This window comes from Roseomonas rosulenta (assembly GCF_016106005.1).
GTDB lineage: Bacteria > Pseudomonadota > Alphaproteobacteria > Acetobacterales > Acetobacteraceae > Neoroseomonas > Neoroseomonas rosulenta.
In genome coordinates, this window is record NZ_JACADR010000123.1 from 1 (window position 1) to 12,808 (window position 12,808).

General features: G+C 71.5%; 14 protein-coding genes and 1 pseudogene. 1 reads left to right on the forward strand and 14 read right to left on the reverse strand.

All coding sequences use genetic code 11. From position 1 onward, the window contains the following. The 8 genes and pseudogenes from HW578_RS15065 to HW578_RS15100 form a co-directional block, all read right to left on the reverse strand. A pseudogene (locus HW578_RS15065) lies at positions 1-241 on the reverse strand (1-deoxy-D-xylulose-5-phosphate reductoisomerase); the annotation flags it as partial. Beyond that, positions 238-1,071, reverse strand: a complete 834-nt coding sequence (locus tag HW578_RS15070; RefSeq protein ID WP_198371371.1) for a phosphatidate cytidylyltransferase — start codon at positions 1,069-1,071, stop codon at positions 238-240. The pseudogene HW578_RS15065 and the gene HW578_RS15070, both read right to left, overlap by 4 nt. 20 nt (positions 1,072-1,091) lie before the next feature. Then, positions 1,092-1,835, reverse strand: coding sequence for a polyprenyl diphosphate synthase (gene uppS / locus HW578_RS15075; RefSeq protein ID WP_369407901.1), 744 nt, complete (start codon positions 1,833-1,835; stop codon positions 1,092-1,094). A 77-nt stretch (positions 1,836-1,912) separates the two neighbouring features. Further along, positions 1,913-2,479, reverse strand: a complete 567-nt coding sequence (frr, locus tag HW578_RS15080) for a ribosome recycling factor (protein ID WP_198371372.1) — start codon at positions 2,477-2,479, stop codon at positions 1,913-1,915. A gap of 12 nt (positions 2,480-2,491) precedes the next feature. Continuing rightward, the gene (pyrH, locus tag HW578_RS15085) at positions 2,492-3,220 is read right to left on the reverse strand and encodes a UMP kinase (RefSeq protein ID WP_198371373.1); all 729 of its coding nucleotides are present in this window, start codon (positions 3,218-3,220) and stop codon (positions 2,492-2,494) included. A gap of 109 nt (positions 3,221-3,329) precedes the next feature. Further along, entirely contained in the window at positions 3,330-4,268 is a 939-nt protein-coding gene (gene tsf, locus HW578_RS15090; RefSeq protein ID WP_198371374.1) for a translation elongation factor Ts, read from the reverse strand. 66 nt (positions 4,269-4,334) lie between these two features. Then, the gene (gene rpsB / locus HW578_RS15095; RefSeq protein WP_198371375.1) at positions 4,335-5,126 is read right to left on the reverse strand and encodes a 30S ribosomal protein S2; all 792 of its coding nucleotides are present in this window, start codon (positions 5,124-5,126) and stop codon (positions 4,335-4,337) included. Positions 5,127-5,302: 176 nt separating this feature from the next. Continuing rightward, the gene (locus HW578_RS15100) at positions 5,303-6,280 is read right to left on the reverse strand and encodes a Bug family tripartite tricarboxylate transporter substrate binding protein (protein WP_198371376.1); all 978 of its coding nucleotides are present in this window, start codon (positions 6,278-6,280) and stop codon (positions 5,303-5,305) included. A gap of 171 nt (positions 6,281-6,451) precedes the next feature. Here HW578_RS15100 and HW578_RS15105 point away from each other — a divergent pair, with 171 nt between their 5' ends. Further along, positions 6,452-8,053 (forward strand): alkaline phosphatase D family protein, encoded by a 1,602-nt coding sequence (locus HW578_RS15105; RefSeq protein WP_198371377.1) that lies wholly within the window; start codon positions 6,452-6,454, stop codon positions 8,051-8,053. Here the strand turns inward: HW578_RS15105 and HW578_RS15110 are convergent. The 6 genes from HW578_RS15110 to HW578_RS15135 form a co-directional block, all read right to left on the reverse strand. Continuing rightward, positions 8,050-8,859 (reverse strand): aspartate dehydrogenase, encoded by an 810-nt coding sequence (locus HW578_RS15110; RefSeq protein WP_198371378.1) that lies wholly within the window; start codon positions 8,857-8,859, stop codon positions 8,050-8,052. The genes HW578_RS15105 and HW578_RS15110 overlap by 4 nt on opposite strands. Before the next feature lie 50 nt (positions 8,860-8,909). Next, a complete protein-coding gene (locus tag HW578_RS15115; protein WP_198371379.1) occupies positions 8,910-9,227 on the reverse strand; it encodes a hypothetical protein in 318 nt (105 codons plus the stop codon). 42 nt (positions 9,228-9,269) lie between these two features. After that, positions 9,270-9,752 carry a cyanase gene (cynS, locus tag HW578_RS15120; protein ID WP_198371380.1) on the reverse strand — a complete coding sequence of 161 codons (483 nt, stop codon included), beginning with the start codon at positions 9,750-9,752 and terminating at the stop codon, positions 9,270-9,272. Positions 9,753-9,782: 30 nt separating this feature from the next. Further along, positions 9,783-10,646, reverse strand: coding sequence for an ABC transporter ATP-binding protein (locus tag HW578_RS15125; RefSeq protein ID WP_198371381.1), 864 nt, complete (start codon positions 10,644-10,646; stop codon positions 9,783-9,785). Between the two features lie 4 nt (positions 10,647-10,650). After that, positions 10,651-11,499, reverse strand: coding sequence for a nitrate ABC transporter permease (ntrB, locus tag HW578_RS15130; protein ID WP_198371382.1), 849 nt, complete (start codon positions 11,497-11,499; stop codon positions 10,651-10,653). A gap of 3 nt (positions 11,500-11,502) precedes the next feature. Then, positions 11,503-12,808: CmpA/NrtA family ABC transporter substrate-binding protein (locus tag HW578_RS15135; protein ID WP_198371383.1), on the reverse strand; the 1,306-nt coding region annotated here is incomplete at its 5' end.

The window sequence follows — 12,808 nt, forward strand, 5'->3', positions numbered from 1 at the left end:
CGGCGGCCGTCTCGATGCCGGACCCGGCCAGCGCCTCGCGCAGCGCGGCATGGCAGGCCGGGTCGGCCACGACCGCGCAGCGCGCGCGCAACCGCCTCGCCTGGGCGGCGAGGCCCGCCACGTCGCGATGCGCGACCAGCGCCTCGACCCGGAAGGTGCCGGGCTCGGCGGCGTCGAGCAGGGCGACCGTGCTGCGCCCGACCGAACCGGTGGACCCGAGGATGGTGATGCTGCGCGTCATCGCCAGAGCGGCTGCCCCTGTCCCAGCGCGAAGGCCAGCAGCGCGGCCACGGGTGCGGCCGCGATCACCCCGTCCAGCCTGTCGAGCAGCCCGCCATGGCCGGGGATCAGGGACGAGGTGTCCTTCACGTCGAAGCGACGCTTGATCCAGCTCTCGAGAAGGTCGCCCGCCTGTGCCATCACCCCCAGCATGGCCGCGACCGCGGCCGCGCGGGAAGCCCCCCCCGGGGCGAGCACCGCCGCCGCCGCGACGCCGACCAGGACCGCCGAACCCAGCCCCCCCGCCGCGCCGGACCAGGTCTTGTTGGGCGAGACGGCGGGTGCGAGCTTTGGGCCGCCGAAGGCCCGGCCGGCCATGTAGGCGCCGATATCCGACGCCCAGACCACCAGGAACAGGAACAGCACGTTCGCGCGGCCGGCATAGTTGTCGTGGCGCAGTTCGATCAGCGCGATGCCGGCGATGCCGATATACAGCACCCCCGCCGCGAGCCAGCCGGCGGGCTGCTGCGGCCGGTCCGACCCGCGCATGCGTGCGGCCGTCCACCAGGTGAGCGCCCAGCCGATCATCAGCGCCACCAGCGCCGCGCGGGGGTGCTCCGCCACCGCCAGTATGCCCGCCGCCAGCACCGCCACCGGCACCGCCAGGCCCGGCAGCACGCGGGTGCTGAGCCCGCAAAGGTGCACCCATTCCCAGGTGAGCAGCGCGACCGCGACGGCGATCAGCAGCGTCCAGGGCTCCGAGCCCAGCCAGATGCAGGCGAGCGCCGCCGGCCCCAGTACCAGCGCCGAGAGGAAGCGCCGGCGCAGGTCGCGCCAGCGCTTCGGGGTCATCCCTGGGGCGGCCGCCTCGCTCAGGACCGCGCCCCGTAGCGGCGCTCGCGGCGGCGGAAATCCTCGATCGCCTGGGCCAGGTGCTCGGCCCGGTAGTCCGGCCACAGCACATCCTGGAAGACGAACTCGGCATAGGCCGCCTGCCAGAGCAGGAAGTTCGACAGCCGCTGCTCGCCCGAAGTGCGGATGATGAGGTCGGGGTCGGGCATGCCCGCAGTCTGCAGCAGGGTGCCGAAGCGCGCCTCGTCCAGGGCCTCGGGGGCGAGGCGGCCCTCGGCGACCTCGCGCATGGCGGCGCGCACCGCGGCCAGGATCTCGTCCCGCGCGCCATAGGACAGCGCCACGTTCAGGTTGAGCCGGGTGCCGGCCGCGGTCGCTTCCTCCGCCGCGCGGATGGCGCGCACCATCTCCGGGCCGAAGCGGGCGTAGTCGCCGATGATGCGCAGCCGCACGCCTTCCTTGACCAGGGTGGCGACCTCGGCGCGCAGGTACAGTCGCAGCAGGCCCTGCAGCGCCGAGACTTCCTCGAGCGGGCGACGCCAGTTCTCGGAGGAGAAGGCGAACAGCGTGAGCCAGGAGACGCCGAGCTCGGCGGCGGCCTCGACCGTGCGGCGCGCGGCTTCGGCACCCGCCTTGTGGCCGAGTGCCACCGGCAGCCCGCGCCCCTGCGCCCAGCGGCGGTTGCCGTCCATGATGATGGCGACATGGGCCGGCGCGTCGGCGGGTGCCGCGGGCTGGCGTGCGGGATCGGTGACTGCGCTCACGCCCCCTGCCCCCTGCCCGTCCGGGCCTTGCCGCGCCTCGCGCCCACGCCGTTCTCCCGATTCCGCGCCGCGCCCGGTCAGACCGTGCGGATGTCCTTTTCCTTGTCGGCGAGCGCCACGTCCACCTGCTTCACGTATTGGTCGGTGAGCTTCTGGATCTCGGTCTCGGCCTGCTTGGCCTCGTCCTCGCTGATCTCGTGCTTCTTGTCCCAGCCCTTGACCTGCTCCATCCCGTCGCGGCGCACGCCGCGGATGGAGACCCGGGTCTGCTCGGCATAGCGGGCGGCGGTCTTGGCGAGGTCGTTGCGGCGCTCGGTCGTGAGCGGCGGCAGCGGCACGCGGATGACCTGGCCCTCGGCCTGCGGGTTGAGGCCGAGATTGGCCTCGCGAATCGCGGATTCCACCGACTTGGTCAGCGCCTTGTCCCAGACCTGCACCGACAGCAGGCCCGGCCCGGCGACCGAGATGTTGGCAATCTGGTTGAGCGGCGTCACCGACCCATAGGCCTCGACCCGGATCGGTTCGAGCAGCGCGGGGCTGGCGCGGCCGGTACGCAGGCCCTGGAACTCCTTCTTGAGCGTCTCCATCGCGCCATCCATGCGGCGCGTCAGGTCCTGCTTCAGGGCCTTGAAGTCGGCGGCCATGTCGCGGTCTCCCTAGTGCTGGTGTTCGTGGACGGTGGTGAAGCGGCCCTCGCCCTTCATCACCGCGGTGAAGGCGCCGGGCTCGTGGATGTTGAAGACGATGATCGGCAGGTGGTTCTCGCGCGCGAGGCTGATCGCGGCAGCGTCCATCACCGCGAGGTCCCGCGCCAGCATATCAAGGTAGGTCAGCGTCACGTAGCGTTCGGCGGCGGGGTTCTTGCGCGGGTCGGCGGAATAGACGCCATCGACCTGGGTGCCCTTCAGCAGCGCGTCGCAGCCCATCTCGGCCGCCCGCAGGGCCGCCGCCGTGTCGGTCGTGAAGAAGGGGTTGCCCGTGCCGGCGGCGAAGATCACCACGCGGCCCTTCTCCATGTGCCGCGTCGCGCGGCGGCGGATGAAGGGCTCGCAGACGCTCGACATCGGAATGGCGGACTGCACGCGCGTGGGCACGCCCACCTTCTCGAGCGCCGATTGCATGGCGAGCGCGTTCATCACGGTGGCCAGCATGCCGATCGAATCGGCCTGGGCGCGATCCATGCCCGAGGCCGCGCCGGCCACGCCGCGGAAGATGTTGCCGCCCCCGATCACCAGGCAGACCTCGACGCCGAGCTCCACCACGCCCTTCACATCCTCGGCGATGCGGCGGCAGACGGCGGTATCCAGGCCGTAGTCCCGGCTGCCCATCAGGGCTTCCCCGGAGACCTTGAGCAGGACGCGCTTGTAGGCAGGCTTGTCGCTCATGCTCGGGGGTTCACGCATCCGGTCGGGGTCTGGCGGCGCACCATAGGTGCAGCGCCGGGGGGGCGACAATAAGGCGGGCGGGCGGGGGCATGCCCCGCCCGCTCCGCGATCACCCCTGCCCGGCGGCCGCGGCCACCTCGGCAGCGAAGTCGGAGGCCGCCTTCTCGATGCCCTCGCCGAGCTGGAAGCGGGCGAAGCCGACCAGCTTGCCGCCGGCCTTCTTCACCACTTCCTTCACGCGGCTCTCGCCGTCATGGACCCAGACCTGCTCGAGCAGGACCACTTCCTCGTAGTACTTGCGGATGCGGCCCTCGACCATCTTCTCGATGATCGCCTCGGGCTTGCCCGAGGCGCGCGCCTGCTCGCTCAGCACGTCCTTCTCGCGCGCCAGGGCCGAGGCATCGACCGCCGAGACGTCCAGCGCCTCGGGCCGCGCGGCGGCGACATGCATGCCGATCTGCCGGCCCAGCCCCTCGAGCGCATCGATCTCCGACGCGCCCTCGAGGGCCACCAGCACGCCGATCTTGCCCATGCCCGGCTTCACCGCGGAATGGACATAGGTCGCGACCGTGCCTTCCTCGACATGGAAGGTCTTGGCGCGGCGGATCGACATGTTCTCGCCGATGGTGGCGATCAGGTGGGTGAGCTGCTCGCCGGCCGTGCGGAAAGTGGTGCCGCCCTCGACCAGGTCCATCGAGCCCGGGTAGCGCGCCGCCTTCAGCGCCTCGATGTCGTCGCCCACGGTCAGCGCGAGTTCCGCCACCGCCGCGCAGAAGGCCTGGAAGTGCTCGTTGCGGGCGACGAAGTCGGTCTCGGCGTTGATCTCGACCATCGCCGCGCGGCGCGGCGCGGAAGCGACCGCGACCAGCCCTTCCGCCGCGACGCGGCCGGACTTCTTGGCGGCGGCGGACAGGCCCTTCTTGCGGAGCCAGTCGATCGCCGCCTCCATGTCGCCGCCCGCCTCGACGAGCGCCTTCTTGCAATCCATCATGCCCGCGCCGGTCTTATCGCGCAGGTCGCGGACCATCGCCGCAGTGATCTCGGCCATCGGAAGGCTCCGTGGTTGCCTCGTGGAAAGTGGGGAGCCGGGGCCGCGCGGGCCCCGGCCGTCGGGTCAGGCCTGAGGCTGCGCCTCGGGCACGGCCTCGGGCAGCGCCTCCGGCAGGACCTCGGGCGCGAGTTCCTCGGCGGCGCCGACATCGACGCCGGACGCCTGCATCTCGGCCGAGATGCCGTCCAGCACGGCGGAGGCGATCATGTCGCAATAGAGCGTGATGGCGCGGATCGCGTCGTCATTGCCCGGGATGGGGTAGGTCACGCCCTGCGGGTCGGCGTTGGAGTCCACCACCGCGATGACGGGGATGCCGAGCTTGTTGGCTTCCTCGATCGCGAGCTTCTCCTTCACGGTGTCGATCACGAAGATGATGTCGGGCAGGCCGCCCATCTCCTTGATGCCGCCCAGCGCGCGCTCGAGCTTCTCCTTGTCGCGCGTCAGCATCAGGACTTCCTTCTTGGTCAGGCCGGTGGTGTCGCCGGCGAGACGCTCGTCCATCTGCTTCAGGCGCTTGATCGAGCCCGTGATCGTCTTCCAGTTGGTCAGCATGCCGCCGAGCCAGCGATGGTTGACGTAGTACTGGCCGCAGCGCGTCGAGGCTTCCGCGACGTAGTCGGCGGCGGCCTTCTTGGTGCCCACGAACAGCACGCGCCCGCCGGCCGCGACGGTGTCGCGCACGGCCTTGAGCGCCCGCTCCATCATGGGGACGGTCTGCTGCAGGTCGAGGATGTGGACCTGGTTGCGGACGCCGAAGATGTAGGGCGCCATGCGCGGGTTCCAGCGCCGCGTATGGTGGCCGAAATGCACGCCCGCCTCGAGCAGGGCACGCAGGGTGACTTCACGCATCGCCATGGGGCGAGCCTCCTTCCAAAAGTCCGGTTGGGCCTCCGCGGTGCATCCCCCGTTGCCGGGGACCGGACCCTGCCTGTGTGGGAAGGGTGCGCCGCGTGCGGATTTGCCGGCCGGGGCGAACCCAGTCCGGCCCGCGCGATATGGCGGAAAGCGCCGCCGGGGGCAAGCCCCGCGGGCTATTCGGGGCGGATGCCGGCGCGCTCGGCCGTGGCGCGGATGGCCGCGCGCTCGCGCTCCAGCCAGGCGGCGAAGCCCTCGGGCGTCTGGTCGGCCTCGGCCACGATCTCCGCCCCCAGTTCCGCTTGGCGGGCGCGATAGGCGGGATCGGCCAGCCCCCGCCGCGCGGCGGCGGACAGCGTCGCGACGACCGGCGCCGGCGTGCCGGCGGCCGCCACCAGCCCCGCCCAGGACCCGCCGGTCAGGTTGAGCCCGCCCTCGATCAGCGTCGGCACCTCGGGTGCGATCGGCATGCGCCCGGCCGAGGACATGGCGAGGATGCGCAGCTGCCCGCCGCGGAACATCGGCAGCACGGTGCTGATCTCGGCCATCACCAGGGGGATGTTGCCCGCCACCACATCCGGCACCGACACGGAGGAGCCGCGATACGGCACATGGGTCAGCCGGATGTCGGCGGCCGCCATCATCTGCTCGATCAGGAAATGGGTGGCGCTGCCCTGGCCGGAGGAGCCGATCGCGATCTCCCCGGGCCGGGCGCGCGCCGCCGCCAGCATGTCGGCCAGGCTGCGCCAGGGACTGTCGGCGCGCACCGTGAGCGTGACGGGACTGCGGCTGATCATGGCGACCGCGGCGAAATCCTTGGCCGGATCATAGGCGAGGCGCGCCTGCAGCACCGGCGCATTGGTCAGCGGGCCGTTCGAGCCCAGCAGCAGCGTGTAGCCGTCGGGCGCCGATTTCGCGACCGCATCGGCGCCCACCGCACCCCCGGCGCCGGCGCGGTTCTCCACCACCACCGGCTGGCCGAGCGCGGTCGCCATGCGCTCCCCGATCATGCGGGCCTGCAGGTCGGAGGAGGTGCCGGCGGCGAAGGGGACGATGATGCGCACCGGGCGCTCGGGGAAGGCGGCGCGGGCGGCGCGCGGTGCGAGCAGCAGGGCCGGCGCGGCGAGGGCGGCGCGGCGGGAGGCGAGGGCCATGGCGTTCCTTCCTGAGGCGCGCGGGCGCTGGCGGCCCGCCTTGCAGGAGGATGACAGCCCAAGCCGTCCTTGTCAGCGCAGCCCCCTGGCGCCGCCGCGCCGCGTCACGCAGGATTCACCCCGCGGCGCGGCCGGCCTGGCGCAGGCTGTGGCATCGCAGGGACAGCGCGCATGGACAGCACCACCCGCCACATCCTCGACCTGTCGCGCCGCGGGCTGCTGCGGGGGGCGGGCGGGCTCGCGGCGCTGGCCGCACTCGCAGCCGCGGCGCGGCCGGGCCTGGCGCAGCCGGTCTTCCGGTCGTTTCCCTTCACCCTGGGTGTCGCAAGCGGCGACCCCGCGCCGGATGGCTTCGCGATCTGGACGCGCCTGGCGCCCGAACCCCTCGCGCCCGATGGCGGCGTGGTGCGGGCGGCGCTGGAGGTCGGCTGGGAGGTGGCGGAGGACCGGCGCTTCGGCCGCATCGTGGCTTCCGGCACCGCCATCGCGCGGCCGGAACTGGCGCATGCGGTGCATGTGGAAGTGGCGGGCCTGGCACCCGGCCGCCCCTATTTCTACCGCTTCCGCGCCGGCGGCGAGGTCAGCGCCACCGGGCGCAGCCGCACCGCCCCGGCGCCGGGGGCGGCGATGGACCGGCTGCGCTTCGCCTTCGCCGGCTGCCAGCACTACGAGCACGGGCATTTCACCGCCTGGCGGCACATCGCGGAGGAGCCGGAGCTCGACTTCGTCTTCCACTATGGCGACTTCATCTACGAATACCGCGGCCGGGTGCCGGGCCAGCCGGGCTGGGGCCCGCTGGTGCGCCCGCATCTGGGCGAGGAGACGATCTCGCTGGCCGACTACCGGCAGCGCTACGCGCAATACCGGCTCGACCCCGACCTGCGCGCCGCGCAGGCCGCGCATCCCTTCCTGGTCAGCTACGACGACCACGAGGTGGACAACAACTGGGCCGGCATCCACAGCGAGGAGGATGGGAGCCGGCGCTTTCCCATCGCCGTGCCGCCGGAGGTCTTCGCGCTGCGCAAGGCGGCCGCCTTCCAGGCATGGTACGAGAACATGCCGGTGCGCCGCGCCGCCCTGCCGCGCGGGCCCGACATCACGGCCTATCGGCGGATGGAGTTCGGTGCACTGGCGCGGGTGCATGTGCTCGACACGCGGCAGTTCCGCGACGACCAGCCCTGCGGCGATGGGGTGAAGGCCGCCTGCGCCGATGTGGCGCGGCCCGATGCGCAGATGCTGGGCGCGGCGCAGGAGGCCTGGCTGTTGGAGGGGCTGACCGACAGCCCGGCGCGCTGGAACATCCTCGCACAGCAGGTGCCGATGATGCGGCGCCTGCTGTCCGGCGGGATCTCGATGGACAAGTGGGATGCCTACCCGGCCGCGCGGCAGCGGCTGCTCGATGGCATGGCCGCGCGGCGCGCGCCGAATCCGGTGGTGCTCTCGGGCGATGTGCATGTGGCGCTGGCGGCGACCATCCGCGCGCGCCCCGAGGATGCCGAGAGCGCGCCGGTCGCGACCGAGTTCACCGCGACATCGGTGACCAGCGCGGGGGACGGCAGCGCGATGACGCCCGCGGGCGAGGATGTGCTGCGCCGCAACCCGGGCATCGCGCTGTTCGATGGGCGGCGCGGCTATTGCGTGGCGGAGGCCACGGCCGCGCGCATGACGACGGAGTTTGTCGCCCTGCCCTTCGTCACGCGCGAGGGCGCGCCGCGCGAGGTGGCGGCGCGCCTGGTGGTGGAGGCCGGGCGGGCGGGGCTGGAGCGCGCCTAGGAGCCCACCTTCAGCGTGCTGGTCAGCCCGCGCAGGCAGGCGAGGATCGACAGCGGGGTGATCTTCCCGGTGCGGGGGTTTTCCTCGCTGGGCACGTTCTCGATGGTCATGGTCAGGCGCGCGGAGGCGGCCTCGACGCGGATGGTGTGCTGGTTGCGGGTCTGGGCCGGGTCGGCCCAGATCTCGACCATGGTGCGCTCGGGGCCGATGCCGGCCAGGGCCAGCGCGGCGGCGACGTTGACATTGGCGGGGAAGCCCTGCGCGGCGTCGAAGGCATTGCCCTTGAAGATGCGCGTCGGGGTGGTGATGGCGAGAACGTCGATGGCGTTCTGCTTCAGATAGGGCGCGCCCTCCAGGCCGCGCGGCGGCTTGCGGGTCTCGATGGTCACACTCTCGACTTCGCCCTCGGCCGCCGCGCGCACGGCATCGAGGCCGAGCAGCGCGCCGGTGGGCACGATGATCCGCGCGCCGGTCTGGCGCGCGCGCTCGACCAGGTGCATGCGCGGCAGCAGCGCGCCGACGCTGGAGGGGACGAAGATGCGCCCGGCCTCGATGGCGGCGGTGGCGATTTCCTCGAAGGCGGCGGCGGGGGCGGCTTCGACCACCACGTCGCAGGCGGCGAGCTCGGCGTTGGAGACCACCATCGGCGGAACCTTGAAGCCGCCGACATTGGCCTGCGCCTTCTTGAGGTCGCGCGCGGAGACCGCCGCAAGCCGCAGCCCCTGCACGCCCGCGTCGAGCGCGCGCGCCAGGTGCAGGCCGATGGCCCCGAGCCCCGCGATGCCGACCGTCAGTTCCTGCGCCATGATCCCCTCCGCGAATGGAGGCGCGCCGGTAGCACGGACGCGGCGTGGTGTCAGCGCGGCGCGGCGTCGACCACGCGGCGGCCGTACACGGCGGCACCGGCGGCCCCGAGCCACAGCAGCCCCGCCACGACCTTGACCGCCATGCGCGCCGGATCCTCGCCGGGCAGCAGCGTCAGGCCGAGATTGCCCAGGCCGAGCACGATCCCAACCCAGATGAACAGCGTGAGCTGCTTGCGGTACTGGATGCGGAACTGCTCGGGGGTGCCCTTGTGCCGTGCCCGCACCCACCCGCCGGCGACGCGGCGCGCCTCGATCGGCGTCCAGACGATGAAGACCGCCGCGCAGATCAGCGCGATGAGTTCGAGCATGCCGCGTCCCTCCCGCTCCGGGACACGGCCCTGGCCGCGTCCCTAGTCTTCCTTGTAGCCATAGGCAGGAATGCCCTGCTCGGCACCGTAGTATTTGTACGGCAGGAACTTGCCTGTCATCTCGATCTTCACGCGGTCCCCCTTCTCGTGCGCCATGCGCTCGAAGTGGAAGTCGAAGTCGATGGCGGACATGATACCGTCGCCGAATTCCTCCTCGATCAGCGCCTTCCAGGCCGGGCCGTTGACCATCACCATCTCGTAGAAGCGGTAGATCAGCGGGTCGGTCGGCGGCATGGGCGTGCCGCGATAGGGCACCTCGTTGAGCATGCGCTCCTCGACCTCGGACAGGCCGAACAGGGTCGCGGCCTTCTTCGCCAGCGGCTTGACCAGCTTCATCTGGCCCAGCAGCGCGCCCACGATCATGGTGGGTGCGACGCCGCCGATCTCCTCGCAGATATACTTCCAGCTCCAGTTCTTCTCGCGCTTGATGTCGAGGATCTTCTCCGTGAGTTGCGCACGGGTCATGGCGGTCTCTCCTGTCGGGAACGGGGTGGTCTATTCGGCGGCGAGCGGCGGCGGTTCGGCCACCGCCGGGCTGACTTCCGGCACGCCGCGCGGCGACCAGCCGGCGGGCGGCGCCTTGGCATCGAATTCCTTCGACCGGCTGATCAGGAAGTCGAGCACATGGTCGCGCAGCGCATGATAGCCGGGCATGTGGTGCAGGCTGGCCCGCGTGCGGGGCTTGGGCAGGGTGTTCACCACCACCTCGGCGATTCGCGCGCCCGGGCCGTTCGACATCAGCAGGATGCGGTCGGCGAGAAGGATCGCCTCATCGACGTCATGCGTGATCATGAAGGCGGTCTGCTGGGTCTCGGCGACCAGGCGCGCCACCTCGTCCTGCAATGAGCCGCGGGTGAGCGCATCGAGCGCGCTGAAGGGCTCGTCCATCAGCAGCATCTTGGGGTTCAGCGCCAGCGCGCGGGCGATGCCCACGCGCTGCTTCATGCCGCCCGAGAGCTCCGCCGGCTTGCGGTCGGCGGCGTGCGAAAGGCCCACGCGCTTCAGCGCCTCCCGCGCGGCGGCGTCGCAGCGCGCGCGCGACCAGTCGCGGTGCCGGCAGGACAGCGCGAAGGCGACATTCCCGGCCGCGGTCATCCAGGGCATCAGCGCATGGCCCTGGAAGATCACCGCGCGGTCGAGTGAGGGGCCGGAGATCTCGGTCCCGTCCACGATGACCGCGCCCTCGTCCGGGGTTTCGAGGCCGGCAAGGATGTTCAGGATGGTGGTCTTCCCGCAGCCCGAATGGCCGACCAGGCAGACGAATTCCCCGCGCGCGACGCCGAACCAGACATCCTCGAAGATGGTGGTCGGGCCGTAGCGCCGCGCGATGCCCTCCACGCTGACATAGGCATGGCTCATCGCGTCACTCCCGCCACGCGACAGCATGGGCGACCAGCCCGAGCGCGCGGTCGAGCAGCAGCCCCACCACGCCGATCATCAGGATGGCGATGACGATGTCGGCGATCGACAGGTTGTTCCACTGGTTCCAGACCCAGTAGCCGATGCCGGTGCCGCCGACCAACATCTCCGCCGCCACGATCACCAGCCAGGCGATGCCGATGGAAATCCGCATTCCCGTCACGATGGTGGGGGCCGCGGCGGGCAGGATCACGCGGATCGCGGTCTTCCATGTGCCGGCTTCGAGCGTGCGCGCCACGTTCAGCCATTCGCGCCGCACGGAAGCCACGCCGAAGGCGGTGTTCAGCAGCATCGGCCAGATCGAGCAGATGAAGATGACGAAGATCGAGGAGATCGCACTGTCCTTGATGGTGTAGAGCGCCAGCGGCATCCACGCCAAAGGCGAGACCGGCCGCAGCACCTGGATGAAGGGGTTGAGCGCGGCGTTGAGCAGCGGCGACATGCCGATCAGGAAGCCCAGCGGGATGGCGACGATCGCCGCCAGCGCGAAGCCCGCGCCCACGCGCAGCAGCGAATAGGCGATCTGCACGCCGATCCCCTGGTCGTTGGTGCCGCGCACGTAGAAGGGATCCGACAGCAGCTCGACCAGCCGCTTCCAGATGGCCGAGGGCCCGGGCATCGGCGTCGTGCCGCCCTGTGCAGCCGCCTGGCCGAGCAGCGCAGCATACTCCGGATCGACCGCCGCGCCGCCGCCGGCGCGCGGCAGCACGGCGTATTCCCAGGCCATCAGCAACACGGCGAGGATCAGCAGCGAGACGCTCGCCGCCCGCCAGAAGGGGACTTTCGCGGCCATGGGTCAGGCGCGGATCGCGCGCTCGGTCCAGGCGGCCGGGTTCGCCGGGTCGAAGGGCTTGCCCATGATGGTCTCGACGCGCAGCGGGCTGGCCGGGACGGGCAGCCCCTGCTCGCGCATCGCGCGCCCGGCATCGAGCGCGAGGAAGACCTGCTCGGCCACCTGCGCGTAATCGACATCGCGCTGCAGCTGGCCCCAGCGGCGCATCTGCGTGAGGATCCAGATCGCCATGGAATGCCACGGGAAGGGGTCGAAGCCGATGCGGTCGGGCACGCGCTGCACACGCCCCAGGCCATCGGCGAAGGTGCCGGTCAGCACCTGCTCGACCACCGTGGGCGGCTGGTTCAGGTAGTTCTGCCCGGCGATCGCCTGCGCCACCTCGCGCCGGTTCTCCGGCTTCTGAGAATAGGCGGTGGCCTCGACGATCGATCGCATGAGTGCGGCAAAGGTATTGGGCGTCTCGGTGATCATGCTGCGCGGCACGGCGAAGGCGCAGCAGGGGTGCCCGTCCCACAGTTCCTTGGTCAGGATGTGGATGAAGCCCACGCCGTCGAAGACCGCGCGCTGGTTGAACGGATCGGGGCCGAGGAAACCGTCGATGTTGTCCGCGCGCAGGTTGGCGACCATCTCGGGCGGCGGCACGGCGCGGATCTGCACGTCGCGATCCGGGTCGATGCCGTTCTCCGCCAGGTAGTGGCGCAGCAGGTAGTTGTGCATCGAGAAGTCGAAGGGCACGGCGAAGCGGAAGCCTTTCCAGTCGCGCGGGTTGCGCTTCTCGCGATGCTTGGTGGCGAGCGTGATGGCCTGGCCGTTGATGTTCTCGATCGCCGCCACCGCGAAGGGCTGCGGCTGGCCGACGCCGACACCCAGCGACATCGCCACCGGCATCGGCGCCAGCATGTGCGCCGCATCGTATTCGCGCGCGATGGCGCGGTCGCGGATGACCGCCCAGCCGGCGGTGCGGATCACCTCCACGTTCAGCCCGTGGCGCGAATAGAAGTTCATCGGATGCGCCATGATGATCGGCGTGGCGCAGGTGATGGGGATGAAACCGATCTTGAGGTCGCGCTTCTCCGGCGCGCCGGCGGCCTGCGCCATGGCCTCGCGCGCGGTGGCCAGCGGGAAGACGCTCTCGATCGCCGCCATGACGGTGCCGGCGCCGAAGATCCGCAGCAGGCCGCGGCGGGTGGCATCGTCCGGGAAGACCGCCTTCATGACCGCGACCTCGGCGGCCTCGCCGAGCGCGCCGGTGCCGTCGGCGGGCGCCGCGGCGGCGTCGCAGGCCAGGCCCGGCGCATGCGCCGCGCCG

What these genes read in the sequence shown, in the direction of transcription:
- cynS (WP_198371380.1), bottom strand. Translation starts at nt 9,752, where the DNA reads ATGACCCGTGCGCAACTCACGGAGAAGATCCTCGACATCAAGCGCGAG.
- HW578_RS15105 (WP_198371377.1), top strand. Translation starts at nt 6,452, where the DNA reads ATGGACAGCACCACCCGCCACATCCTCGACCTGTCGCGCCGCGGGCTG.
- HW578_RS15110 (WP_198371378.1), bottom strand. Translation starts at nt 8,859, where the DNA reads ATGGCGCAGGAACTGACGGTCGGCATCGCGGGGCTCGGGGCCATCGGC.
- HW578_RS15115 (WP_198371379.1), bottom strand. Translation starts at nt 9,227, where the DNA reads ATGCTCGAACTCATCGCGCTGATCTGCGCGGCGGTCTTCATCGTCTGG.
- HW578_RS15100 (WP_198371376.1), bottom strand. Translation starts at nt 6,280, where the DNA reads ATGGCCCTCGCCTCCCGCCGCGCCGCCCTCGCCGCGCCGGCCCTGCTG.
- tsf (WP_198371374.1), bottom strand. Translation starts at nt 4,268, where the DNA reads ATGGCCGAGATCACTGCGGCGATGGTCCGCGACCTGCGCGATAAGACC.
- rpsB (WP_198371375.1), bottom strand. Translation starts at nt 5,126, where the DNA reads ATGGCGATGCGTGAAGTCACCCTGCGTGCCCTGCTCGAGGCGGGCGTG.
- HW578_RS15125 (WP_198371381.1), bottom strand. Translation starts at nt 10,646, where the DNA reads ATGAGCCATGCCTATGTCAGCGTGGAGGGCATCGCGCGGCGCTACGGC.
- HW578_RS15070 (WP_198371371.1), bottom strand. Translation starts at nt 1,071, where the DNA reads ATGACCCCGAAGCGCTGGCGCGACCTGCGCCGGCGCTTCCTCTCGGCG.
- ntrB (WP_198371382.1), bottom strand. Translation starts at nt 11,499, where the DNA reads ATGGCCGCGAAAGTCCCCTTCTGGCGGGCGGCGAGCGTCTCGCTGCTG.
- frr (WP_198371372.1), bottom strand. Translation starts at nt 2,479, where the DNA reads ATGGCCGCCGACTTCAAGGCCCTGAAGCAGGACCTGACGCGCCGCATG.
- pyrH (WP_198371373.1), bottom strand. Translation starts at nt 3,220, where the DNA reads ATGAGCGACAAGCCTGCCTACAAGCGCGTCCTGCTCAAGGTCTCCGGG.